The following is a 22,620-nucleotide window of genomic DNA, read 5'->3' on the forward strand; positions in this document are numbered from 1 at the left end:
CGAAGGGATCAGCCGAGCCCCGCACAACGCAACGCCGCCCGGACCTCGTCCGCCGGATCCCCCCGGTGGTAGGGCCGCTCCGAAGGCTCGATGCCGTCCAGGAACTCCTGATACCGGACGGCGTACGTGAGATGGGCCAGCGGCTCGGCGAGATCGAGCGCCCGAGCCGGGTCACTGCCGGGCACCCGCGATTTCCAGGCCGCCACCCAGTCCCGGGCGGCCGCCGCACGACCCGACTCGGGAAGGAAGCCCTGGACGCGCAGACCGTCGAGCACGGGATTGCCCCAATGGGCATCGGCGAAGTCCATCACGACAGGCGCCCCGCCGTCGCTGCGCCAGTTCCCGGGGTGGAAGTCGCCGTGCACCAGCGTGTCGGGCAGCCCGCACTCCGACAGAAGCTCCCACCGCCCGGCCAACTCCCGCGCTCCCCGCACCTCCGGCTCGGTCAACTCCTCGGCGAGGGGCCCGTCGAGCAGATCACGAACCGCCACCTCGAGAACCGGCGCACGCCAGTCCCGCACCCCCGCCACGAAGCCGCCGCACCCACCCGAACCCCCGGAGGCGACCGCGGCCTGCGCGCCGACGAACCGCTCCACCGCCGCACCGACCGTCTCCGGCGCGGCCCCCCAGCAGTCCTCACCGGGAATGTGCTCCATCAGGACGCGCCGCTCACCCACGCCGAGGACCGGGGGAACGAGCCCCGGGTCGACCCCCGCGAACGCGGCGATGACGGCGGCCTCGTCCGCCGCGAAGTGCGGTGTCGCCTTGAGCCACACCGGACCGCGCGCGGTGGGCAGACGAAAGAGCCCGGCCAGATTCCAGGTACGCCGCTGCACGACCGGACCGCTCACCGGCCGCCCCGCCGAAGCCAGCTCCCCGGCCGCCCAGTCGAGCAGCTCGCGCAGCCCCTCCGCCCGGGCCCACGGCGACCTGAGCGCCTCGGCACCGTCCAACACCCCTGGTTCGACAAGTCGTTGATCCAGCAGACCGCTCGCCGGACGCTCCAACGCCTCGACGTGGTACGTCACATGGCCGTCCCGCCCGCGCGCACCCCCCTCCACGTCCAGCAGACGCAGTACCAGCACGGGCACCCCGAGCAGTTCCTCCAACCACCCGACGACCGGCCCCACTTCGGACCACCAGGGAACGTCCACGGCGAACGGCCCCGCGCTCCCGAGGAACTCGTCCGCCGAAGTCACCCACGCACTCACAGTTCTTGTCACCGCGCGAGTGTGAACGAACGCACGCGCTCCCGGCCAGCGATTATCGGCGGACTGGACGCGCGCATCGGAAGGCACGGGCATCGGATGACGCATCGGAAGACACGGGTACCGGACGACGCACGCATCGGAAGGGGAGCGGAGCCGATGCGGCGACTCCGCTCCCCTTCCCCCGGGTCCCCCAACCCGGTCCCCCCGCGGGCCCTGTGGCCTTCCGGGCCGGAGCGCCCCCCGCGCGCCCCGGACCGAAATCCTTCTGTCCGACCCGGGCCCGAGGGCCGGACAGCACATCGAACGAAACCCCCGGCGTCAGCCCTCGGCCTCGGTGTAGACGAAGGTCTCCAGCAGCCGGCGGTCCGCCGCCCGGTATCCCGGACACACCACGAAGGCGACGGGTCGCCCGGCCTCGCACGAGGGCCAGAGAGCGTGTTCCTCCGGATCCGCCGGGGCGCCGGGCTCCACCGCGAAGTCGAAGTGGCCGGCATGGCCACTGCCGGTCATGGCCCGGAACAGATGGGCTGCCTCCGTGCCGACCCGCTCCAACAGCCGCTGGTGGCGTGCGTCGAGCCCCACCACCCCGGAGTCGGTGGCGATGCGGGCCAGTTCGGCGAGGTCGGGCTCGCCGAGTCCACCGTGCTCGTCGGGGCCGAACAGCACCACACACAGCCGGCTGATCAACTGCGCCTGGCGCCGTACGACATCACGGGGCCGCTCCGCCGTCAGCCGCGGCTGGATCAGGTCGGGCATCCGCTGGGTGTACAACGCCCGCAACCGTTGGGCGAGTTCGTAGTGGACGAGAAAGTCCTCACGGGTGAGATCGTCCCGTTCCGCCACCTGGGTGACCCGCACCAGGTCCAGTACCTCGCTCTGCTCGTCGAGCACGCGGCGGGTGTCCGCGACGGCCGTCTCCAGCGTCCGGGCCCGTTCCTCCGCTCGTTCCTGACGCATCCTCAACTCGATCAGCCGGTCTCCCAGCGGGTCGAGCGCGGCGAGCGCGGCCCGCTGGTCGTCCGCGGCGGCCTCCAGCTTCCGGATCCGCGACTCCAGGGTGTCCAAGCCGTCCAGCCTGATGCTCACTTCCTGCGGCCGCTTGCCCTTGTCGCGGTTGAACAACACGTCTCCTCCTTCGGGGCGGTAGGCCATGGCTATACGCGGTCGAAGTCGACGGAGACCCGGCTGGTCTCTCCCGCGGCGGGGTCGAACACCTCGACCCGAAGCTCGGCGGCGCCGAAGTAGAACAGCAGCATGATCGGACGCTCCCGCAGCGGTCTGCCGACGGTGCCGGACAGGTCGACGGTCAGCCGGCCGATCTCCTCGGACCCGTCCTCGTCGACGTACCGGGGATCGGCCTTCACGGAGCGGTACAGGCGTACGTCGAGCTCGTCCTGGTCCTCGCGGACCGGCACGATCCGGAAGGGGTGGGCGTCGTTCACCCGCACGCTGTCCATGCGCCGGACCGCGACACCGAAGCGGCCGACACACAGGAGGTCGCCCTCGTCGTCGCGGTACATGCGCATCGCGGAGTCGACCCCCTCCTCGAACGGCTTGGCCGTCTCGAAGCCGTAGGTGTACTTGGCCTGCCGGGAGACGAACACGTCCGGCCGGTAGGCGAAGTGGACGGCGCCCTCCAGCACCGCGAGGGCCGGGTCCGGCGGGACGAGGATGCGGTGCCGCTCGCCGAAGCGGGCCCCCATCCGCTCGCGCAGCCACGGGGAGTGGGCGAATCCGCCGACCAGGACCAGGGTCTCCGGCTCCGCGCTCGCGCCGCTGGTCCGGCCGATGGTCGCGAGCTGCTCCGCGACCTTGTCCAGGATGCCGTCCACCCTCTCGTCGAGCAGCGCCTCCACTTCCTCGGGAGGCAGGACGATCTGCCGTGGCAGGCCGGCGGCGTCGTGTGTCAGCCGCGCCCGCACCTGCTCGTCCAGGAGGTCCCAGACGGTGACCGGAACCTCGATCCGCACCGGGTCCAGCACAGGGGCGACCGCATCCGCCTCCTGGTCCAGTTCCACCGTCGCCTTGGCCCGCTCCCACTGCCCGGACAGCTTGAGCAGCTCGCCGGGGTGGTCCCGTTCGATCCGCTTCAAGACCGCCGGACCGAAGCGGTCGCCGAGCGTCTTGTCGAGGAAGGCCTGGTTGACGTATTCCGAACCCAGCCACCCACCGGTGGCGAGGCCGATCTCGCGCAGCGCGATGGACGGACCGGCGTCGCCGTGCGACTCGTACGCCGTGATGTCGACCGTGCCGCCGCCGCAGTCGACCACCACGGACCGGAAGCCGTCGAGGTGCAGGGGCAGCGGGGCCCGCCGGTGCGGACCCGAGGCGGCGTCGGGCATCCGCAGATGGCAGTACAGGGCCGCCGCCTCCGGCTCGATGGCCAGCAGCAGCCGCTCCGGATCACCGGGGAACCCCGCGTCCACGGCCAGCCGCCGCAGCACCGCCTTGTCCTCGTCGTCCCAGATGGCGGGGACGGTGATGCACCAGCGGACCTCTCGTTCCGTGTACGTCATCCTCTTGATCTCCGCGGTCGCCAGTTCGCGGATCTCCTTGAGGTAGGCGGTGACCAGTTCCCGTATCAGACCGCGGTCGGAGCGGTCGACGAAGCCGCCCGTGATCGGCAGGTCCGCCATCGAACCGCCGCTCTTCAGCGCCGTCTTGAAGGCGTAGGCGTAACCGAGCCCTTCGGTCTCGCCCTTCGCCAGGGCCTCGACCCACCGAGCGCGCGCCTCGTGGCCCCAGGCGACCGTGTCCCCGTCGTCCGTCACCAGGATCGCGGTCAGGTTCTTCGGACTGTCCAGCTGCCGGCCGGGGAACCGGGTGAAGAACTGGACCCGCCTGGTCAGCGGATCGTCGTTGAGCGGCGTTCGCACCGTCCAGGCGAAGCCGGTGCCGTGCGTGCCGAAGTCGACGGCCGCCACCACCTTGGCTTCGTCCGATCCCATGACCAGTGCTCCTGTCCGCCGGTACTCGCACCCTTGCTCGCTGTAAGCTCGCTCACAGACAGAGTGGTGGGTTTCCGCGGCAACGTGGAGCGGTCGGTTGTTGCCAACGCTTTCTGGCAACACAGGTCGGGGAGCGGGCCGTTGGGAGGATGGCGATCGAAGAGAACGCGTTCGGCGCAGAGTTGCGCCGACGTCGGACGGAGGCCGGCAAGTCACTGGGCGAGCTGGCCGAAGAGGTGCACTGCAGCCGCAGCTTTCTGAGCAGGATCGAGACGGGCCAGCGACGTGTCACGCACGAGCTCGCGCAGCTGTGCGACGAACGGCTGGAGGCGAAGGGCGCGCTGCTCGCCCTCGTTCCCGATCCGTCCACCGAGCGGATCTCGAAGACGATCGGCCCGGGCCCGGGGGAGCGGGCGGCCAAACTGGTCAAGTCCGGGGCGGGAACGGGAGGTTCGTCCGCCGCCCGGCAACGGGACGAGTTCGACCGGCTGCTGCGGCGCGGTGACCTCAGCCACACCGCCGGGGACATGCGCGAGGCGGACCGGCTCTACCGTGCGGCGTACGCGAGCGCAGAGGGGGATCCCACGGCCCGGGCGGAGGCCGTCATCAGGATGGCCCGCCGCTGGTCGGACCCCGGGCAGGTCGACCACGAACTGCTCCAGCTGATCAGGGAGAGTCTCGCCGCGCTGGGCGACGACGGGAGCGTCGAGGCCGCCGGACTGCGCCTCAGACTCAACGCGCACCTGGCGAAGAAGCTGTCCATGGCGGTCAGCCAGGACACCGCCGCTGGCCAGGCGGGCCCGGAGCAAGGCGCACGGCTGGCGCGCAGCACGCTGCGCAGGCTGTCCGTGGACGGCAAGGACGACGAGGTGGCCTGCGAGGTGCTCACCGAATGCCGGTGGGGACTGTACGACTTCATGTCCACCGCCGAGTCCCTGACGCTCTCCGAACGCCTGCGGGACGCCGCGGCCCGGCACGGCTCGGCCTACTTCCGCGGCGAGGCGCTCATGGCCGTCGCCCTCGACCAGCTGCGGGCCGGCAAGGTGTACAGCGCGCTGGCCACGGCGAACCAGTACCGCAAGCACGCCGCGGACACGCGCGGCGTGCTGACGACCTGGCAGCAGCACACCCTGGACGCGCTGCTCGACCTGTGGCACGGCCGGTTCGACAAGGCCGCGGGCTGGATATTCGGCGACGCGCTGACGTTCGTCGAGCGATTACCCGCCGATCTGGCCGTCCCCGCCGACAACCTGCACCAGACCCGCCTCGGCCAGGCCTACTGGCTGCTGCGCGAACAGGGCCGGATGGCGGACCTGTTCGCCTCCGGTCTGGCCGACACCGTCGAACGGCACGGCTACTTCCCCGTCTGGCGGGCCGGGCTCGCGCTCGCGCTGTGCGAGACGGGTCAGTACGCCGAAGGGGCGGACCGGCTCGTCGGATTCGCCCACGACACCGCCGACTTCAGCCGGTTCCCGCCCTCCGGATGGGCGGTGCCCACGCTGGTGCTGCTCGCCGAGGTGAGCGCCGCGCTCGACGCCCGGGGCGGATTCGAGGCCGAACTGCGCCAGGTCCTGCCGGTACTGCGGGAGCGGCTCGCCGACCACGACGGCGAGCAGATCGCCCTCGCGGGCTGGCCCACCGTGCTGATCGGACCGACCGCCCGGGCCCGCGGCCTGCTGGCCCTGGCCGCCGGAGAGCCGGACACGGCCCTCGCCCACTTCCGCACCGCGACCGAACCGGTCCGCTCCTCCCAACCCCAGCTGGCCCGCCTCCGGCTGGCTCAGGCCCGCGCGCTGCGCAGGTCCGACCGCCCCGGCGCCGCCGCCCACGCCTCCGGACTGCTGCGGGAGGCGCTGCGCGTGGCCCGGACGTACGGCATGGCGGCCCTCGCGGCCGAGTGCGCGGCCCTGCTCGACTCCACGGCGGACGCCTAGAGCCTGTCCGGTGGGATCAGGCCGGAGGGAAGTCACGGTGTCTCATCGGCACAGGAGGCCGTGCCAAGCCCCGCGTCTGCGGCGTGATCCGCCGGACAGGGCCAGGCGCTCGGCCGACAAGAACGCCCGTGCCGCCGGGCCCCTTTCGCTTGGGGCCGGCGGCACGGGTGGTGTGGAGCGGACGGGCTACGGCTTGCGGGCCACCACCCCGTACATCGCGATGTCCTCGTCGCGGATGCCCGTCTCCGTGCCGTCCGGGTGCCACTTGTGGACCTGGACGACGCCGGGCTCGACGAGTTCGAGGCCCTCGAAGAACTCCTCGGCCTCCGCGTGGGTGCGCAGCCGCATGGGCATGTTGCGGGCCGCGTACTCACGGGCGACGCGGGCCACCTCGTCGGGAGCGAACTCGGCGGTGCCGATGGACATCGCCAGGTAGCTGCCCGAGGGAAGGGGCTCCAGGAGGCGCCGGACGATGCCGACCGCGTCGTCCTCGTCCAGAACGAAGTGGACGATCGCGATCACCGTGAGGGCGACCGGCTGGGTGAGGTCGAGGGTGTCGCGCAGTTCCGCCGCGCCCAGGATCGTCGCCGGGTCGAGCATGTCCGCCTCGACGTAAGCGGTCTTGCCCTCGGGGGTGCTCGACAGTAAACCCTGCGACAGGGTGAGGACGATGGGGTCGTTGTCCACGTAGACGACCCGGGAGTCGGGGGCCACCGTCTGGGCGATCTCATGGAGGTTGGGGGAGGTGGGGATGCCGGTGCCGATGTCGAGGAACTGGCGTATCCCCGCATCCTTGGCCAGATAGGCCACCGCGCGGTTCATCCAGTCGCGGTTGGCCTTCATGTGGATCGGCAGGGCGGGCCACTCCCGCGCCATCGCGTCGCCCGCCTCCTTGTCGGCGGGGTAGTAGTCCTTACCGCCCAGGATGTAGTCGTAGATGCGCGCGGAGTGTGCGCTCTCGGTGTCGATACGGTCGGCAGGCCATCCGTTGTCGGGCAACGCCGCCCCTCCCATCAAGTCGTCGGTACGCAGCTGGTGTTCGTGGGGGAATGAGAACTTCGTGGGGAACGAGAACATCGTGGGGGAAAGAACAGGGCATAGGAATCAGACAAGGTTGTCAGAGGAGGAAGTCGGCCTCCCCCGCCTTGACGCCCGCAAGAAAGCTCGTCATTTCACGGGGCGTGAAAACCAGGGCGGGCCCTTCGGGATCGGTGGACTGACGCAGCGCGATCCGTCCGTCGCCCAGCTTCTTCGCCTCGACGCAGGCGCCACCCGCGTCGTCGCTCCACGGCTTGGACCAGCCCTGCGTGCCCAGGTCCCGGGACGGCATACCGTTGCGTATGTGGTGGTGCACTCATAGCTCCTTGCGAATCGCACCGAGAAGTTCCTCGGTCTTCCTGGCGGGCGCCGACTGTGCGCCCAGCCGGTCCAGGGCCTCGCGGTACACCACGACGTCGTCGTCCTTGTCGAGGTAGACGGCGCCCACCAGACCGCTCAGATAGACGATGTCCGGCAGCTCGGGTGCCCTGAACCGGAAGAGATGGAACGCGCCGGCCCGCATGGCCGGATGCGGGCCGTTTCTGAACGGCATGATCTGCAGGGTCACATGGGGGAGTGCGTTGACCGCGATCAAATGGTCGATCTGCGCGCGCATCACCTCGGGCCCGCCGACCGGCCACCGCAGCACGGTCTCGTCCATCACCACCCAGACGCGCGGCGGGGCGGGCCGGGACAGCAGCTCCTGACGACGCATGCGCAGCGCGACCCGGCGCTCGGTCGCCTCGGCCGAGGCGTGCGGATTGCCCGCGCCGAGCAGGGCGCGGGCGTACGCCTCCGTCTGCAGCAGCCCGTGCACGAACTCCGCCTCGTACGCGCGGATCTGGAGGGCCGCCTGCTCCAGGCTCAGATACGCCGCGAACCAGTCGGGCAGGACATCGCGGTACGTGTGCCACCAGCCGCGCTTGTTGGCTTCGCGGACCGACTTCAGGAAGGTGTCGATCTCCTGCTGGTCCGTCACGCCGTACGTCTGGAGGAGCTTCTCGGCGTCGGTGATCCGGAGCCGGGCCACCTTGGCGGCTTCCATCCGGCGGATGGTGGAGTGGCTGACGCCGATCGCCTCGCCCGCCTGCTCGAATGTCAGCCCGGCCTGGGTGCGCAGCTCCTCGAGCTGCTTGCCGAGAATCATCCGCAGGACGGAGGGGGCGCCGCCCCAGTCGGTCTCCGTGGACACGCCTTACCCCCTCACAGCGGGCTTCGAGGTCGCAGTCTGTCACGATCATCCGTCAACGGGGGAAGCATGCACCTGGCACATTGCAATTTTCAACTTGTCGGTTGCGAGGTGTTGTTGGCAGCTGCCACAGTGGTCCTATCGTCCCTGGCCCGGTGAAGGGAGTGGTTGTGCGGCCCAGTTGGGGGAGACGGGGCTGCAACGTGACGTCTTGCGCGGCGAGTTGTGTGCATCTCGCGGCAGTGCGAGGTCACGGGGGACGGCATTGGCACCGCTTGTGGTGCGAAGGCAGACGAAAGGCGAACGGCGATGACCCCGCCCTCCCTCCCCCAGCCTCTGGGCCTCTCGCCAGGGGACGAATATCCCCGTCGGGCAGGTGTGTTCGCCCTGCCCGCGGCCCCCGCCTCGGTGGGTATCGCCCGAAGAGACGTCCGTGAGTGGCTCACCGAGTGGGGCATCGACTCCGAGACCCGTGACAACGCTGTCCTGGTGACCTCCGAGCTCGTCACCAACGCGCTGACGCACACGGCGAGCGAGTGGATCGTGTGCAGAGTCCACATCGCCGAGGAGCGGCTCCACATCGAGGTCGAGGACCAGCACCGCGGCTGGAGCCTTCCGGCCCAGCGCCGGCCGGGGCACGACGACCAGGGTGGACGTGGGCTCCTGCTGGTCGGCGCCCTGAGCAGCGACTGGGGCGTCACAGACACCGCCGACGGCTCCGGACGCATCGTCTGGGCCGTACTGCCGTCGAAGGGAGGAGACACCGTGTCGACCGGCTCGCCGGCGACCGTGACCATGGCCCGGCCCATCCCCCACTCGGCCGAAGGATCCTTATCTGATGGAACGACAGCACATTCCTGACCTGCGCGATCACCAGCCCGCCGGACACCCGGGCGACCACCCTTCCGCCCTCGACGGCCGAGACCGTCTCCAGGCCCCCGACGGACGTGATCACACCGCCGTCGTCGAACCGCGCCCTTATCCCGCCGTCCTTGGCCTGCGCATGTACCTCCCCACCGCGCCGCCCCACGAGTCCCCGGCACGACTGGTGATACCCGCCGAGTTGTCCGCCGGTCTGGGGTACGACGCCGTGGGCACCTCCCCGGAGCACGGGGAGCGGATCATGGACTGTCTGCCCCGTGTCGGTTGTGTCTTCGCCGACGACGAGCGGTGGTGGTGGATCGTCCCCTCCGGCTCCCACATAGGCGTCACCTGGCCGCCTTCCACCAGTTACGCGGTGGGCGCCCGGCTGGCCGACCCGTCCTGGACACGGGCTCTGCTGCGCTCACGGTCCGCGCGCCCCCGTCTGATCCACCGGCCCGCGGGTGACTCGCCGTACACGCCGCCGATTCCGCTGTACTTCCTCACCTGCCGCCTCGCGGGCAGCACACCGAGCTGGTCGCTGGGCGCGGGTGTCTAGAGACCTGCGGCGGCTCTTCGGCCCGCCACCATGCAAACAATCGCCTGCGTGACTGTCCGTGGCTGGGTGACCGCCTCGATCGGGAGGCATGCGGGGTGGGCGTGAAGGAGGCCGGTCCGCGTGGGCGGGCCGGCCTGTGGGGTTGTTCGTTTCCTTTCGTGGTGCCTGGGCTCAGCTCGGGCATCGACTCGCTGGGCTGAGCCCGGGTATGGGCCTCCGGCGCTGTTCCCGGGCGTGTCCGTCGGGACCGCTCCGGAGGGTGTCCGTCGGGCCTACGCCCGAGGAGTGCTCCTCGTCGTCGTGACCGCGCACAGCGCCCCGAGCACCACGGCCAACGCGCCCATGATGATGCTGTTGATGACGACGCCGGTGTCCGGGCTGGTTCCGACCACCCACGGTGAGATGATCAACCACGCGCCCATCGCGCAGATGGCCCAGCTCAGGCCGTACATCCTTTCGGGGGCCCTGGTGAATCCGAGGGCCAGCAGGCCTATGGCGATGCCCATGATGAGGTTGTGCGTCGCCAGGGCGGGCTGGCTCGTCGTGTAGTGGAGTATCCACGGGGACACCGCGCAGTACAGACCGAGCAGGAACACCGGTCCGTCGACGAGCGCCACATCGCGGCCACCGAGCACGCGGTCATACCGCTCCCGCATTTCGGATGCATCGGGGTGGGTCGTGATGTCACTTCTGGGGTGCGAGACGTTGGCCATGAGTCGTCTCCTTCGTTCTGTGCAGGCCTGACCGCTTCTGGCGCGGTATGCGGTTGGCGCCGCTTGTTTTCATTGTGCTCTTATTTCTTCTTTATGTGTAGAGGTGGCTTTTGGCTCCGCCGGGGCGGGGTCCCTCCTCAGGGGGCGCCGAGGAGGCGGGTGACGGCGCGGCGGGCCCGTGTGGGTGCCTGTGGGTCGCCGTGGAGCTGGATGGACTGATTGGCCGCCAGGGCGACGCCGTTGAGTTCGAAGGCGAGCTGTTCCACATCGGTGCGCGGGGGCAGTTCGCGGGTCTCGACCGCCGTGTCCAACTCCGCGGCGACATACGCCGACCAGGAGGCGAGCGCGTCGAGCACCGCGTCGCGGACCGGACCGGGGCGGCCGTCGAACTCGCTCGCCACCGAGGTGAGGAAGCAGCCGCCGTGCCCCTCGCCCTCCGTCATGTAGTCGATCCACTCGTCGAAGGCGCGCGTCAGCCGCTCGGTGCCGGGCCTGGCGCCGACGGCGCGGGCCGGCACGCGGAGCCGGAACCTCTCGACGGCCGCGGCCAGAACGGCGAGTTGGAGCGCTTCCTTGCTGCCGAAGTGGCCGATCACTCCGGCCTTGCTCATCTCCAGGTCGGTCGCCAGGCGGCCGATGGTGAGGCCTTCGAGGCCCTCCGTGGAGGCCAGCGTCAGGGCGCTGTCGATGATCCGGCTCCGTGTGGCGGCGGTTTCGGCAACGGACTTGCGGGGGCTCATGCGGTCACTTTAACCTAACGACCGTTCGCGATTAGCTCACGATCGTTCGGTAGCTATGAACCCGTCGAAGGGACTCACGGTGAAGATCCATCACCTGAACTGCGGCTCCATGCGGACCATCGACACCGAGGAGGGGAGCCTTCCCGCGGTCTGCCACTGTCTTCTCGTGGAGACCGACCGGGACGGGCTCGTCCTCGTCGAGAGCGGCATCGGTACGCAGGACGTGGCGCGGCCCGAGGAGAGCCTCGGCACGGACTTCCTCGGCCGGGCCCAGCCCGTCCTCGACCTCGCGGAGACCGCGCTGCACCAGGTCACCGCGCTCGGCTTCCGCCCGGAGGACGTCCGGCACGTCGTCCTCAGCCACCTCGACCTCGATCATGCCGGGGGACTGCCCGACTTCCCCTGGGCCAAGGTCCATCTGAGCGAGGCCGAACACCGTGCGGCGATGGCGGCCCCCGGGGCTCACCCGGAGGACCGCGTCCGCTACCGCCCCGCCCAGTGGGCGCATCGGCCGCACTGGGTGACGTACGCGCAGCCGCACGGCGAGGCGTGGTTCGGATTCGACGCCGTGCGCCCGCTGGAGGGCGTGGACGCCGAGATCCTGCTGGTCCCGCTGGGCGGCCACACCCGCGGCCACAGTGCGATCGCCGTCGCCGACGGCGGTCGCCGGCTGCTGCACTGCGGGGACGCGTACTACTTCCACCACGAGATCGACCCCGACCACCCCCGGGGACACCCCGGCTTGGACGTCCTCCAGCAGATCACCGAGGTGGACCGGCCGCTGCGCCTCGGCAACCACGCCCGTCTGCGGGAACTGGTGCGGCTGCACGGCGACGAGGTGGAGATCTTCAGCGCGCACGACCCGTGGGAACTGGCGCGCTACGCGGGCGGGGCCGAAGGTCCGGGAACGACTCCGTCGTGATCGTGGTCCACCCCGACCAGGCCCTGCGGCTGTCGGTGGATCGGCTCCCGGTGGCGAATTCAGGCGTTCAAGTCGACGGCCTGCGCGCGCAGACAGCGGCGCAGTTGGTGCAGTCCGCGCCGGGAGTGGCTCTTGACGGTGCCCAGTGGCCAGCCCGTGCGCTGGGAGATCTGGGGCTGGGTCAGGTCCTCGTAGAACGCGAGGTGCAGCACCCGGCGCTGGGGTGCGGGAAGTCTGGCGAGCTCGCCCCGCAGGAGGACGCGGTCGAGGACGCTCTCGGGGCGGGTCTGGCTGTCGTCGACCAGGTCGAGGAGGGCTCCGGCGGCGGCGACCAGATCGGTACGGCGGGTCCGCGCGGAGAGAGCGTCGGCGATCTTGCGGCGGGTGATGCCGACGAGCCAGCCCACGAACGCGCCCCGCTCGGGGCGGTAACCCCGCCGGCCCTGCCAGGCGGCCAGGAACACCTGCTGGGTGACGTCCTCGGCCTCCCGGGTGTCGCCCAGCGAACGTCCCGCCAGTGTGTGCACCAGCGTTCCCCAGCGGTGGTAGGCGGCGGTCAGACACTCCTCGTCGCCGTCCACGAGGCCCTGGGCCAGATCCGTGTCGGAGAGCGCCTCCCACCGCCCGTCGACGCACTGCTCGGTGATGGAATCCACGGTCATGGCCACGGCTCCTCGGTTCGGGCGGGCTCCCGGTCACCGTGCGCTTCCCGCGACGCGCCCGGTGATCCCCATCGTGTGAACCGAGGCACATGACGGACAACTCGCATCGTTTGTGCGTCGTATAGTCGCCGCATGGGCGAGAACCGACCGGCACAGCGGCGGGAAGCGGCCGCGCGGCCCGTCGAAGCGGGCGTCACGACGGGGTCCCTGGCCCGCCGCCTCGGGGTGTCGCCCACGACCCTGCGTTCCTGGGACCGGAGATACGGAGTGGGGCCCGCGGTACGTTCCGACGGGCGGCACCGCCGCTGGACGCCGCAGGACGTGGCCATGCTCGAGGAGATGTGCCGGCTGACCTCGGCCGGGGTACCGCCCGCCGAGGCGGCCAGGACCGCCCAGGAGGGCGTCGGACGGAATCGGCCCGAACCGGAGCTGCCCGGGGGAGGCGACCGGCCCGGTGGGCCCCGTTCGCAGGCGGCCGGCGCACTGCCGCTCGGTGACGTCCGCCAGGAGTGCAGGGGTCTCGCGCGCGCCGCGGTCCGCCTCGACGCACCGACCGTGGGCGACCAGCTGGCCTCCCTCGTGGCGCGCTACGGCGTGGTCCCCGCCTGGGACGAGGTGATGGTGCCGACCCTGCACGCCGTCGGACGCAAGTGGGAGTCCTCCGGCGACCGTTACGTGGAGGTGGAACACCTGCTGTCCTGGCACATCTCACGTGCCCTGCACCGTGCCACCGAGCCGGTCGGGCCCGTGGGAACCCCGGCCGCCGCCGCGGGGCCGGTGGTGCTGGCGTGCGTCCCGGGCGAACAGCACAGCCTGGCGCTGGAGGCGCTGCACGCGGGGCTCGTCGAACTCGGCCTGCCGACCAGGATGTTCGGCGCGGCGGTTCCGACGGAGGCGCTGACCGCCGCCGTACGACGGCTGGGCCCGAAGGCCGTACTGCTCTGGGCCCAGACGCGTTCGACGGCCGACCTGCCGTTGGCCCGGCATGTCGCGGACACCCGGTGGGGAGTCACGGGGGCCCGCAGTCACCCGGCCGTGCTGCTCGGCGGGCCGGGCTGGGCGGGCCGCCCGGTGCGGGGGATGCTCCGCCCGCCCGGGCTTCGGGACGCCCTCGGGACCCTCTCGGCCCTGTACGACCCGCCCGTCCCGGTCACCCGGAGCTGATCGCCCGCGCGCCGTCGGGCCGGGCACGGCTCAGCCGACCGTCCCGGTGGGCGAGGGGGAGGCGTCGGCGGGCGGGGTGAGTACGACGGTCGGCTCACCCGGCGCGGGCGCGGGCGGCGTGAGATCGGAGGCGGGCAGCTTCGGCGGGGTGGTCTGCTGGAACAGCGTCTGGTCGAAGTTGACCAGCCCGGTCTTCTCCATCACCGTGATGTGGTCAAGCACCGTGACGTTGGCCTGGTCGGCCAGCTGGCGGACCAGCGAGTTCTTGGTGGTGGACCGGATCTTGGCCACGGTGTTGAAGATCGAACCGTGGGTCATCCGCAGGATGTTGGCGAAATCGGTGTCGAACTGCTTGCCGGTTTCTCCGCTCAGCGTCGACACGAAGCCCTGCTGCTGAGGAGACGGCTTGTTGGGGATGGTGATGCCGAGTGCGGCGGCGACCTTGCGGTCGGTCTCGTCCAGCGCGGCATGGCCCTTGACCAGGTGGTCACCGGCGGTCCTCACCGCCGGGGTGGTGCCCTTCTGCAGACCCAGCATCCCCACGGGGTACTCCCACAGCCCTGCCGCCCGCACCTTGACGACGAAGTCGCGGTCGGCCTCGGTCACCGGGCCCGTCGAGGTATTGGCGATGACGCGGCTCTGATCAGCGGCCGTGGTCTGCAGTCCGAGCATGCTGGGGTACGCGAGCGCGGCGAGAGTCATGACCAACGCACCGGCCACGAAGACGGTTCCTGCGGTTCGTGCAATGCGCATTGAGCCTCCTGGCGGGGCGGCGGCCCGGAGCGTGACGCTCCGGTGGGCCGCTCGGTGGATCCGGTGCGTGGATCCGGTACGGGTGTGTCGGACGTTGACCAGTACGGCTGCGCGGGCCGGAGAAATCTTTAGGGAAAGCAAAATGTGCCGGCGCCCGCGCGGTCGCGAACCGCTGAGCCACCCTCTCATCTGCCGCGATGCCGCTCTGCCGCTCATCCGCGATCCCGCTCAGCCACGATCCCGAGCGGCCCTGAACCGGGCCAGCCCCTCGGAGAGTTCGACGACGGGGTCCGGGTAGTCGTACGCGGCGCGCTCCAGGCCCTGGAGTTTCCAGGGTTCGTGCACCGCGCCGCCCGCGAGCCCCGCCAGCTCCGGCACCCAGCGCCGGACGTACTCCCCGTCCGGGTCGTACCGCTTGGCCTGCGTCACCGGATTGAGGACGCGGCCCGGCCGCGAGTCCGTGCCCGTTCCGGCCATCCACTGCCAGTTGAGCTGGTTGTTCGCGACATCGCCGTCCACCAGCAGGTCCAGGAAGTGCCGGGCCCCGATCCGCCAGTCCACGTACAGCGTCTTGGTGAGGAAGCTGGCGGCCAGCAGCCGTGCCCGGTTGTGCATCCAGCCCTCGTGGCACAGTTGGCGCATCGCCGCGTCGACGACCGGATAGCCGGTGCGTCCTTTCTTCCACGCCTTGATGTCGTCGTGCGCCGCTCTTTCCGAGCGCCAACGGTCGCGTTTGGTGCGGTAGTCGGCGACGGCCGCGTCCGGCCGCGCGGCGAGCACCTGGTGATGGAAGTCACGCCAGGCCAGTTGCCGTACGAACGCCTCGGCGCCCGGGCCGCCCGCCGCGCGCGCCCGGTGGACGAGTTCGACCGGGGAGAGGGTGCCGAAGTGCAGATGGGGGGAGAGCCGGGAGGTGGCGTCGCCCGACAGGTCGTCGTGGCCGTCCTCGTACGAGGCGATGTCCGCGCGCAGCCAGGCCATGAGCCGCTTCCTGCCTTCCGACTCGCCGCCGCGCGCCAGCCCTTCCGACAGTCCGGACAGGCCCGTGCGGGAGGGGATCGCCTCCGAGCCGACGCCGTCCGGCACCCGGATCGCCCGGGGCGCGGCGACCGGGTCCCGCAGAGGCTCCCGCGACCAGTGTCGGAAGTACGGTGTGAACACGGCGAAGTGGTCCGAGGTGGACGGAGTGACGGCGCCGGGCGCGAGCGCGGTGATCACGGTCTCGTGAACGTGCAGCCGGCATCCCTCGCCCTCCAGGGCCGCGCGCAGCCGCTCCTCGCGGCGGCGGGCGTAGCCACTGACCCCCGCCGCCATGTGCACCTCGTCGGCGTCCGCCTCGGCGACCACCTTGCACACCTGTGAGACGACATCGCCGGAGCGCACCACGAGGCGGCCGCCGCGCGCCCGCAGCCCGCCGTCCAGGTCCGCCAGACAGTCCGCGAGGAACGCCATCCGGTTGGGTGCCGTGAAGCCCGCTTCGGCGACGGCGTCGTCGCGTACGAACAGGGGCACGAGCGCGGCCGAGCCGTCCTGCGCCGCGCGCAGCGCTGGATGGTCGTGCAGGCGCAGATCTGAGGTGAACAGGACGACCGAGACGTTCATGGGGTGACTCCGAGACTGGGGAACGCGGTGTTGTGACAGGGCGGCGACGGGTGCGGTCATGATTGCTTCGGGCCCGCGGTCCCCGGCGGATGCGGGTATCGGCGAGTGGATGCGGAATCAGTGGGACGGCACGGCGGGCTGCGGTGCCCCGGCCGGTACGTCGGCCTCGGCCGCCGCCTTGGCGATGTTGCGGGCCATGCCGCCGAACACGACGGAGTGGAAGGGCGAGATGCTCCACCAGTAGGCGTGTCCCAGCAGGCCGTGCGGATGGAACAGGGCGCGTTGCCGGTAGCGGGACCCGCTCTCGGCGCCGGCCTCGGCGTACATCTCCAGCCAGGCGAGGCCCGGCAGTCGCATTTCCGCGCGCAGCCGCAGCAGCCGGCCCGGCTCGATCTCCTCGACGCGCCAGAAGTCGAGCGAGTCGCCCACGCGCAGCCGGGCGGCGTCGCGCCGTCCGCGCCGCAGTCCGACACCGCCCACCAGCCGGTCCAGCCGGCCGCGGAGCGCCCAGGCGGGCGGGAAGGAGTACCAGCCGTTCTCACCGCCGATGCCCTCGATCACCCGCCACAGCGCCCCGGGCGGCGCGTCCACGGACCGTTCGCGTTGATCGGTGTAGAGACTGCCGCCCGCCCAGTCGGGGTCGGTGGGGAGGGGATCACTGGGCGCGCCGGGCACGGAGGCCGACGACCACCGGGTGGTGACCTGGGCGTCCCGCACCCGTTGCAGGGCCAGCGACACCGCCTCGTCGAAGCCGAACGGGCGCCCCGGGGGATCGGGGACGTACCGGGTGATGTCGTGTTCGCGACAGACGACCTCGTGGCGCAGTGATTCCGTGAGCGGGCGCGCGATGGACGCGGGCACCGGGGTGACCAGGCCGACCCAGTGGCTGGAGAGCCCCGGGGTGAGCACCGGCACGGGCAGGATCAGCCTGCGCGGCAGCCCGGCGACGGCGGCGTACCGCTGCATCATCTCCAGATAGGTCAGGACCTCGGGACCGCCGATGTCGAAGGCGCGGTGGACCCCGGCGGGCATCCGCGCGCTGCCGACCAGGGTGCGCAGCACGTCCCGTACGCCGATCGGCTGGATCCGGGTGCGCACCCAGCGGGGCGTGACCATGACCGGGAGGCGTTCGGTGAGGTAGCGGAGCATCTCGAAGGAGGCCGAGCCGGAACCGATGATCACGGCCGCGCGCAGGACCGTGGTCGGCACGCCCGACTCCAGCAGGATGCGGCCGACCTCGGCGCGCGACCTGAGGTGCGGCGAGAGGCGTTCTTCGGGGACACCCTCCGGGGTCAGCCCGCCCAGGTAGACGATCCGGCTCACGCCGGCGGCGCGGGCCTGCTCGCCGAAGATCCGGGCGGCCTTCCGGTCGGTCTCCTCGAAGCCGTGGCCCGTGCCCAGGGCGTGCACCAGGTAGTACGCGACGTCGATGCCGCGCAACGCCTCGGCGACCGAGCCGGCGTCCGTGACGTCGCCGCGCACCACCTCCGCGTCGCCCGACCACGGGTAGTCGCGCAGCTTGGCGGGGGAGCGGGCGAGACACCGCACGCGGTGCCCCGCCGCCAGCAGCTCGGGGACCAGCCGGCCGCCGATGTAGCCGGTGGCACCGGTCACCAGACAGCGCGGGCCGGGGCGGGGATCGTCGTCGCTCATGGGTCCCTCCGTCGTTCACCGGGCCACCCGCTTCCCGTGTTCCCTCCCTCATCTCTTCCACGCGAACACGGCGGTCGGATGCGCCCCGGACCTGTCCGGCGGAGTCCCTACGGACATGTCCGGGGGAATCGCGGGCAAGCGGGAGAACACGAGCGTCCGAGGTCACAGCTGGAGGTGTCTGCCGTGAGGGGCACGAAGGTGTTGGAGCGGTTTCCCGCGGGAGGCCCGCGCGGATCCTGGACGGCGGAGGAGTACGCGGCCCGGCGCCGCACCGAGGGGCAGCCCGCGACGGTGGTGATGGACCTGAAGTCGGACGCCTTCCTCGTGGTGGTGCCGGCCGGCGACGAGGACTGAACGACCCCGGTCAGGGCCGATCCGACAGCCGGCCGCCGAGCTCCGCCGCCCTGCGCACGAACGCCTCGTGCAGGTCGTGGGCGGCACGCGGCACCGACTCCGCCCGGCGGCGGCGCAGCATCAGCAGGACGCGTGTCGTGTCGTCCGTGAGCGGCCGGTGGGTGATCGCGCCGCACCGCTCGAGGGGATCCCCGATCACACTGAAATCGGGCAGGACCGTCGCGCCCAGCCCCTCGGCGACCATGAGCTTGCCCATCTCCGCGCCGTCGGTCGTGTACGAGAGGGCCGGGCCGCGGCCCTCCAGGAGCCGGTGGAGATAGCGGTGCATGACGTACCCGGAGCGCATGGCGATCAGCGCCTCGCGTCCGTCCAGCAGGTCCGCCGCCGACACCGCGTCGAGTGCGGCGAGCGGACTGTCCGGGCGCAGGCACACCACCGGCCGGCCGCGCAGCAGTTCGGCGGTCTCGAAGTCGGCGGGCAGGTCGTCGCCTTCGAGATGGTTCACCAGGCCCAGGTCGAGACCGCCCTCCGCCAGGGCCCGGTGGATCTCCGTCTGCTGGGCGCCGACCACCTCGACCTGCGTCAGCGGATGCGCCGCGCGGAATTCCCGGACCGTCGGGATGAGCAGGGGCACCGTCGCCGCGTTCACCGTGCCGACGCGGACCATCCGGCTGATGCGGTGCTGCTCGCCGGCCGCGCCGCGCAGCCGGTCCACCGCGTCCAACACGTTGATGATGTGGGGCAGCAGCTCCCGCCCCTCGGCGCTCATCCGCGCGCCGGACCGCTTGCGCTCCAGCAGATCGACGCCGAGTTCGCGCTCCAGGTTCCGCACGGTCTCGCTCAACGCCGGCTGGGAGAGGTGGAGTTCCTCGGCGGCCCGGCGCAGTGAGCCGAGCCGGGTGACCGCCGCGATGTATTCCAGTTGCTCTGTCCGCACGCCAGCAGAATGCGGACCATTTCACGGCCCGTTCAAGGGTTTCCCTGTCACACGTTCGTGAAATTCGGTGGTCCGCGATACGAGACCGGTCGGGTTTTCCTTGACTGCCCTCGCGGCAGGCTGCCACGATCGACGGCATGATGATGCGACTGGACCTCACGCGGCGACGCCATGTCGACCTCGCGCGCGTCTCCAGCGCCTCCTGTTGCACCGCGGCCTGAGTCCCCGGATCCGCCGCACCCCATCGGCCTACCGCTGTCGTCGGACAGCCGTGTGCGGCGTTCTCACAGCACCGCCTGAATTCCGCGATCCCGCGCGCTGTCCTGAACGCGCCCCCGGAATTCGGCGTACCCGAAATCCGCAACAGGAGTTCCGCATGTCCGCAGCGCCCGTGAATCCCCTGAACCCCGTGAATCCCGTGAAATTCGCGTACTGGGTTCCCAACGTCAGCGGCGGCCTGGTCACCAGCAGGATCGAGCAGCGCACCGACTGGGGTTACGACTACAACCGCGAACTGGCCGTCCTCGCCGAGAACAACGGCTTCGACTACGCGCTCAGCCAGGTCCGCTACATGGCCGGCTACGGCGCCGAGTTCCAGCACGAGTCGACCAGCTTCAGCCTCGCGCTGCTGCTCGCCACCCAGCGCCTGAAGGTCATCGCCGCCGTCCACCCGGGCCTGTGGCACCCGGGCGTCCTCGCCAAACTCGGCGCCACCGCCGACCACTTGTCGAACGGCCGCTTCGCGGTGAACGTCGTCAGCGGCTGGTTCAAGGGCGAGTTCACCGCTCTGGGCGAACCCTGGCTCGAGCACGACGAGCGGTACCGCCGCTCCGAGGAGTTCATCCGCGCCCTGCGCCAGATCTGGACCGAGGACCACACCGAACTCGCCGGGGACTTCTACCGGTTGCGCGACTTCTCGCTCAAACCCAAGCCCCTCAACACCCCCGAACGCCCGCACCCGGAGATCTTCCAGGGCGGCAACTCCACCGCCGCCCGCGCCATGGCGGGCCGGGTCTCCGACTGGTACTTCTCCAACGGCAAGGACTTCGACGGGGTGGTCGAGCAGATCGCGGACGTCCGGAAGGCCGCGGCCGAAGTGGGGCGCGCGGCACCGAAGTTCGGTCTCAACGGCTTCCTCATCGCCCGTGACACCGAGGCCGAGGCCCGCGAGACCCTGCGCGAGATCGTCGCCCAGGCCGACCACGAGGCCGTCGAGGGCTTCGGCGCCGCCGTGAAGCAGGCCGGACAGTCCACCGCCGACGGCAAGGGCATGTGGCAGGACTCGAGCTTCGAGGACCTCGTCCAGTACAACGACGGCTTCCGTACGGGCCTGATCGGTACCCCCGAGCAGATCGCCGAACGGATCGTCGCCTACAAGCGGCTGGGCGTCGACCTCTTCCTCCTCGGCTTCCTCCACTACCACGAGGAGGTGGAGTACTTCGGCCGCCGGGTGCTGCCCCTGGTGCGCGAACTGGAAGCGCGACTGCCGGACACAGGGACCGGGGCCGAGACCGAGTCCGTCTCCGCGCACCCCTGAAGCCGTTCCCCACTCCGCTCCCGCTCCCGCCCCTGCTTCCGCTCCCGAAAGAGGACCCCATGGCCACCGTCCTGTCCGTCTCCGGCAGTCCGTCCGTCTCCTCCCGCACCGCGAAGCTCCTGCGCCATCTGGACACCCGGCTGGCCGCGCAGGGACACGAGGTGATCCCGCTCGACGTCCGCACGATCCCCGCCGAGGCCCTGCTCGGCGCCGACTTCAAGCACCCCGCCATCGTCGAGGCGACCGAACTCTTCGCCCGCGCCGACGGCGTGGTCATCGGCACCCCCGTCTACAAGGCCGCCTACTCCGGTGTCCTCAAGGCCCTTCTCGACCTGCTCCCGCAGTACGCCCTCACCGGGAAGACCGTGCTGCCGCTCGTCACCGGCGGCAGCACCGCGCATGTCCTCGCCCTCGACTACGCCCTGCGCCCGGTCCTCAACTCCATGGGTGCCGCGCACATCGTCCAGGGCTGGTTCACCCTCGACAAGGACATCATCACGGGCGAGGACGGTGGCATCACCGTCGCCCCGGCCACGGCCGAGGCCCTCACACAGGTGGTCGACCAGTTCTCGGCGGCCCTCGGCGGCGCGCCCCTGCTGGCCGCGGCGGGCTGAGGCGATGTCCGCCAAAGTGATCGCCGACGACGTCGAGGCCCTCGCCGTCGCCGCCGCGCTCGCCGAGGAGTTCCGCGCCGGTGCCTCGGCGCGGGACTTTGAACGGCGGCTCCCGCGCGAGGAGTTGGACCGCATCTCCGCCTCCGGGCTGCTCGCCGTCACCGTGCCCGCGGAGCACGGCGGGGCGGACGTACGGCAGGAAACCCTGACGGAGGTCTTCAGGCTGCTGGCCTCGGCCGACGCCAGCCTCGCCCAGATCCCGCAGAACCACTTCGTGTACGTGAACGTGCTGCGCCGCCAGGGCACCCCGGAGCAGCAGACGTTCTTCTTCGGCGAGGTCCTGGCCGGACGCCGCTTCGGCAACGCCCAGTCGGAGGCGGGCACCCGGCATGTCCAGGACATCCGCACCCGTCTCGGCCCCGGGCCTGGCGGCTCGTACGTCCTCACGGGCGTCAAGCACTACTCCACCGGCGCGCTCTTCGCCGACTGGATCCCCGTCCTCGCCCGAGCCGCCGACGACAACCTGCACGTCGCCTACGTCCCGCGCGGCGCCGACGGGGTCACGGTCGTCGACGACTGGGACGGCATGGGGCAGCGTACGACGGCCAGCGGCACCGTCCGCCTCGACGCCGTCCACGTGCCCGCCGACCGTGTCGTTCCCCACCACCTCACCTTCCAGGGACCCCAACTCCACGGTGCGGTGGCCCAGTTGCTGCATGCCGCCATCGACGCCGGGATCGCCGCGGGCGCGCTGGCCGAGGCCGCCGAGTTCGTCCGCACCAAGAGCCGACCCTGGTTCGAGAGCGGCTTCGACACGGCGGCCGAGGACCCCCTCCTCATCCAGCGGTTCGGTGAACTCGCCGTCCAGGTAAGGGCGTCCGAGGCGCTGCTCGGTGCCGCGGCCCGCACGGTGGACGCGGCCCACGACGAACCGACCAAGGACTCGGCGGCCGAGGCGTCCATCGCGGTGGCCGCCGCGAAGGTGCACACCTCCGCCACCGCCGTGGAGGTGGCGGGCGCCCTCTTCGAGCTGTGCGGCACCCGTTCCGCCCTCAACTCGCTCAATCTGCACCGGCATTGGCGCGACGCCCGCACCCACACCTTGCACGACCCGGCCCGCTGGAAGATCCAGCACATCGGCCGGTACGTGCTGGGAGGCACCAAGCCGCCCCGCCACGGCCTGCTGTGACCCCACTCGCTCATCGGCCCCCACGATCGGAGAACGCCCC

The 22,620-nt window shown here is 71.2% G+C and carries 23 protein-coding genes; 10 read left to right on the top strand and 13 right to left on the bottom strand.

The genetic code is table 11. The features are described 5' to 3' along the window. Positions 1 to 8: 8 nt before the first annotated feature. From ACZ7M3_RS03680 to ACZ7M3_RS03690, 3 genes are all read right to left on the bottom strand, one after another. The gene (locus tag ACZ7M3_RS03680; protein ID WP_472060405.1) at positions 9 to 1,223 is read right to left on the bottom strand and encodes an aminoglycoside phosphotransferase family protein; all 1,215 of its coding nucleotides are present in this window, start codon (positions 1,221 to 1,223) and stop codon (positions 9 to 11) included. Positions 1,224 to 1,529: 306 nt separating this feature from the next. Beyond that, positions 1,530 to 2,336 (bottom strand): hypothetical protein, encoded by an 807-nt coding sequence (locus ACZ7M3_RS03685; protein WP_472060407.1) that lies wholly within the window; start codon positions 2,334 to 2,336, stop codon positions 1,530 to 1,532. A 29-nt stretch (positions 2,337 to 2,365) separates the two neighbouring features. After that, positions 2,366 to 4,159 (bottom strand): Hsp70 family protein, encoded by a 1,794-nt coding sequence (locus tag ACZ7M3_RS03690; protein WP_472060409.1) that lies wholly within the window; start codon positions 4,157 to 4,159, stop codon positions 2,366 to 2,368. Positions 4,160 to 4,308: 149 nt separating this feature from the next. On the opposite strand from ACZ7M3_RS03690, the gene ACZ7M3_RS03695 reads away from it, so the two are divergent. Then, a complete protein-coding gene (locus ACZ7M3_RS03695; RefSeq protein WP_472060411.1) occupies positions 4,309 to 6,093 on the top strand; it encodes a helix-turn-helix domain-containing protein in 1,785 nt (594 codons plus the stop codon). A gap of 186 nt (positions 6,094 to 6,279) precedes the next feature. Here ACZ7M3_RS03695 and ACZ7M3_RS03700 read toward each other — a convergent pair whose 3' ends face one another. From ACZ7M3_RS03700 to ACZ7M3_RS03710, 3 genes are all read right to left on the bottom strand, one after another. Continuing rightward, positions 6,280 to 7,092 (bottom strand): SAM-dependent methyltransferase, encoded by an 813-nt coding sequence (locus ACZ7M3_RS03700; RefSeq protein ID WP_472060413.1) that lies wholly within the window; start codon positions 7,090 to 7,092, stop codon positions 6,280 to 6,282. 118 nt (positions 7,093 to 7,210) lie between these two features. Further along, entirely contained in the window at positions 7,211 to 7,423 is a 213-nt protein-coding gene (locus tag ACZ7M3_RS03705; RefSeq protein ID WP_095858310.1) for a DUF397 domain-containing protein, read from the bottom strand. 24 nt (positions 7,424 to 7,447) lie between these two features. Further along, positions 7,448 to 8,323 carry a helix-turn-helix domain-containing protein gene (locus tag ACZ7M3_RS03710; protein ID WP_472060415.1) on the bottom strand — a complete coding sequence of 292 codons (876 nt, stop codon included), beginning with the start codon at positions 8,321 to 8,323 and terminating at the stop codon, positions 7,448 to 7,450. A 306-nt stretch (positions 8,324 to 8,629) separates the two neighbouring features. Here ACZ7M3_RS03710 and ACZ7M3_RS03715 point away from each other — a divergent pair, with 306 nt between their 5' ends. Next, positions 8,630 to 9,181: an ATP-binding protein gene (locus tag ACZ7M3_RS03715; protein WP_472060416.1), complete on the top strand. Its 552-nt coding sequence runs from the start codon at positions 8,630 to 8,632 to the stop codon at positions 9,179 to 9,181. Then, positions 9,159 to 9,740 (top strand): hypothetical protein, encoded by a 582-nt coding sequence (locus tag ACZ7M3_RS03720; protein ID WP_472060418.1) that lies wholly within the window; start codon positions 9,159 to 9,161, stop codon positions 9,738 to 9,740. Before ACZ7M3_RS03715 ends, ACZ7M3_RS03720 begins: the two co-directional genes overlap by 23 nt. 272 nt (positions 9,741 to 10,012) lie before the next feature. Here ACZ7M3_RS03720 and ACZ7M3_RS03725 read toward each other — a convergent pair whose 3' ends face one another. Both ACZ7M3_RS03725 and ACZ7M3_RS03730 read right to left on the bottom strand, forming a co-directional pair. Further along, a complete protein-coding gene (locus ACZ7M3_RS03725) occupies positions 10,013 to 10,453 on the bottom strand; it encodes an SPW repeat protein (protein ID WP_351305673.1) in 441 nt (146 codons plus the stop codon). Positions 10,454 to 10,590: 137 nt separating this feature from the next. Further along, positions 10,591 to 11,193, bottom strand: a complete 603-nt coding sequence (locus tag ACZ7M3_RS03730; protein ID WP_472060420.1) for a TetR/AcrR family transcriptional regulator — start codon at positions 11,191 to 11,193, stop codon at positions 10,591 to 10,593. 79 nt (positions 11,194 to 11,272) lie between these two features. Between ACZ7M3_RS03730 and ACZ7M3_RS03735 the strand changes: the two genes are divergently transcribed. Then, positions 11,273 to 12,115 (top strand): MBL fold metallo-hydrolase, encoded by an 843-nt coding sequence (locus ACZ7M3_RS03735; RefSeq protein ID WP_472060422.1) that lies wholly within the window; start codon positions 11,273 to 11,275, stop codon positions 12,113 to 12,115. A gap of 59 nt (positions 12,116 to 12,174) precedes the next feature. Here the strand turns inward: ACZ7M3_RS03735 and ACZ7M3_RS03740 are convergent, their stop codons facing one another. Continuing rightward, positions 12,175 to 12,777 carry a sigma-70 family RNA polymerase sigma factor gene (locus tag ACZ7M3_RS03740; RefSeq protein ID WP_472060424.1) on the bottom strand — a complete coding sequence of 201 codons (603 nt, stop codon included), beginning with the start codon at positions 12,775 to 12,777 and terminating at the stop codon, positions 12,175 to 12,177. Between the two features lie 132 nt (positions 12,778 to 12,909). On the opposite strand from ACZ7M3_RS03740, the gene ACZ7M3_RS03745 reads away from it, so the two are divergent. Next, on the top strand, positions 12,910 to 13,941 hold the full coding sequence (locus ACZ7M3_RS03745) for a MerR family transcriptional regulator (protein ID WP_261688138.1): 1,032 nt from the start codon (positions 12,910 to 12,912) through the stop codon (positions 13,939 to 13,941). Positions 13,942 to 13,971: 30 nt separating this feature from the next. Here the strand turns inward: ACZ7M3_RS03745 and ACZ7M3_RS03750 are convergent, their stop codons facing one another. From ACZ7M3_RS03750 to ACZ7M3_RS03760, 3 genes are all read right to left on the bottom strand, one after another. Beyond that, a complete protein-coding gene (locus ACZ7M3_RS03750; RefSeq protein ID WP_355309543.1) occupies positions 13,972 to 14,694 on the bottom strand; it encodes a DUF4142 domain-containing protein in 723 nt (240 codons plus the stop codon). Positions 14,695 to 14,922: 228 nt separating this feature from the next. Continuing rightward, positions 14,923 to 16,296, bottom strand: coding sequence for a cryptochrome/photolyase family protein (locus tag ACZ7M3_RS03755; protein WP_472060426.1), 1,374 nt, complete (start codon positions 16,294 to 16,296; stop codon positions 14,923 to 14,925). Between the two features lie 117 nt (positions 16,297 to 16,413). Continuing rightward, complete coding sequence (locus ACZ7M3_RS03760) at positions 16,414 to 17,949, bottom strand: SDR family oxidoreductase (protein ID WP_472060428.1); 1,536 nt, start codon at positions 17,947 to 17,949, stop codon at positions 16,414 to 16,416. Positions 17,950 to 18,123: 174 nt separating this feature from the next. On the opposite strand from ACZ7M3_RS03760, the gene ACZ7M3_RS03765 reads away from it, so the two are divergent. Continuing rightward, on the top strand, positions 18,124 to 18,303 hold the full coding sequence (locus tag ACZ7M3_RS03765) for a hypothetical protein (RefSeq protein WP_472060430.1): 180 nt from the start codon (positions 18,124 to 18,126) through the stop codon (positions 18,301 to 18,303). Between the two features lie 10 nt (positions 18,304 to 18,313). On the opposite strand, the gene ACZ7M3_RS03770 is transcribed toward ACZ7M3_RS03765, so the two are convergent. Then, a complete protein-coding gene (locus tag ACZ7M3_RS03770) occupies positions 18,314 to 19,240 on the bottom strand; it encodes a LysR family transcriptional regulator (RefSeq protein ID WP_472060432.1) in 927 nt (308 codons plus the stop codon). A gap of 143 nt (positions 19,241 to 19,383) precedes the next feature. Between ACZ7M3_RS03770 and ACZ7M3_RS03775 the strand changes: the two genes are divergently transcribed. The 4 genes from ACZ7M3_RS03775 (at position 19,384) to ACZ7M3_RS03790 (ending at position 22,580) form a co-directional block, all read left to right on the top strand. Beyond that, the gene (locus ACZ7M3_RS03775; protein ID WP_351520955.1) at positions 19,384 to 19,461 is read left to right on the top strand and encodes a putative leader peptide; all 78 of its coding nucleotides are present in this window, start codon (positions 19,384 to 19,386) and stop codon (positions 19,459 to 19,461) included. A gap of 155 nt (positions 19,462 to 19,616) precedes the next feature. Next, complete coding sequence (gene sfnG / locus ACZ7M3_RS03780) at positions 19,617 to 20,777, top strand: dimethylsulfone monooxygenase SfnG (protein ID WP_472060434.1); 1,161 nt, start codon at positions 19,617 to 19,619, stop codon at positions 20,775 to 20,777. A gap of 59 nt (positions 20,778 to 20,836) precedes the next feature. Further along, entirely contained in the window at positions 20,837 to 21,391 is a 555-nt protein-coding gene (ssuE, locus tag ACZ7M3_RS03785; protein ID WP_355973857.1) for an NADPH-dependent FMN reductase, read from the top strand. A 4-nt stretch (positions 21,392 to 21,395) separates the two neighbouring features. Then, on the top strand, positions 21,396 to 22,580 hold the full coding sequence (locus tag ACZ7M3_RS03790; protein ID WP_472060436.1) for an SfnB family sulfur acquisition oxidoreductase: 1,185 nt from the start codon (positions 21,396 to 21,398) through the stop codon (positions 22,578 to 22,580). Positions 22,581 to 22,620: the final 40 nt, after the last annotated feature.

This window comes from Streptomyces sp. NPDC111656 (assembly GCF_055656965.1).

Bases quoted from the DNA above. Each gene is read 5' to 3' on its own strand.
- ACZ7M3_RS03745 (WP_261688138.1), top strand. From the start codon at position 12,910: ATGGGCGAGAACCGACCGGCACAGCGGCGGGAAGCGGCCGCGCGGCCC.
- ACZ7M3_RS03690 (WP_472060409.1), bottom strand. From the start codon at position 4,159: ATGGGATCGGACGAAGCCAAGGTGGTGGCGGCCGTCGACTTCGGCACG.
- ACZ7M3_RS03705 (WP_095858310.1), bottom strand. From the start codon at position 7,423: ATGCCGTCCCGGGACCTGGGCACGCAGGGCTGGTCCAAGCCGTGGAGC.
- ACZ7M3_RS03740 (WP_472060424.1), bottom strand. From the start codon at position 12,777: ATGACCGTGGATTCCATCACCGAGCAGTGCGTCGACGGGCGGTGGGAG.
- ACZ7M3_RS03760 (WP_472060428.1), bottom strand. From the start codon at position 17,949: ATGAGCGACGACGATCCCCGCCCCGGCCCGCGCTGTCTGGTGACCGGT.
- ACZ7M3_RS03750 (WP_355309543.1), bottom strand. From the start codon at position 14,694: ATGCGCATTGCACGAACCGCAGGAACCGTCTTCGTGGCCGGTGCGTTG.
- ACZ7M3_RS03695 (WP_472060411.1), top strand. From the start codon at position 4,309: ATGGCGATCGAAGAGAACGCGTTCGGCGCAGAGTTGCGCCGACGTCGG.
- ACZ7M3_RS03720 (WP_472060418.1), top strand. From the start codon at position 9,159: ATGGAACGACAGCACATTCCTGACCTGCGCGATCACCAGCCCGCCGGA.
- sfnG (WP_472060434.1), top strand. From the start codon at position 19,617: ATGTCCGCAGCGCCCGTGAATCCCCTGAACCCCGTGAATCCCGTGAAA.
- ssuE (WP_355973857.1), top strand. From the start codon at position 20,837: ATGGCCACCGTCCTGTCCGTCTCCGGCAGTCCGTCCGTCTCCTCCCGC.
- ACZ7M3_RS03725 (WP_351305673.1), bottom strand. From the start codon at position 10,453: ATGGCCAACGTCTCGCACCCCAGAAGTGACATCACGACCCACCCCGAT.
- ACZ7M3_RS03755 (WP_472060426.1), bottom strand. From the start codon at position 16,296: ATGAACGTCTCGGTCGTCCTGTTCACCTCAGATCTGCGCCTGCACGAC.
- ACZ7M3_RS03790 (WP_472060436.1), top strand. From the start codon at position 21,396: ATGTCCGCCAAAGTGATCGCCGACGACGTCGAGGCCCTCGCCGTCGCC.
- ACZ7M3_RS03715 (WP_472060416.1), top strand. From the start codon at position 8,630: ATGACCCCGCCCTCCCTCCCCCAGCCTCTGGGCCTCTCGCCAGGGGAC.
- ACZ7M3_RS03730 (WP_472060420.1), bottom strand. From the start codon at position 11,193: ATGAGCCCCCGCAAGTCCGTTGCCGAAACCGCCGCCACACGGAGCCGG.
- ACZ7M3_RS03775 (WP_351520955.1), top strand. From the start codon at position 19,384: ATGCGACTGGACCTCACGCGGCGACGCCATGTCGACCTCGCGCGCGTC.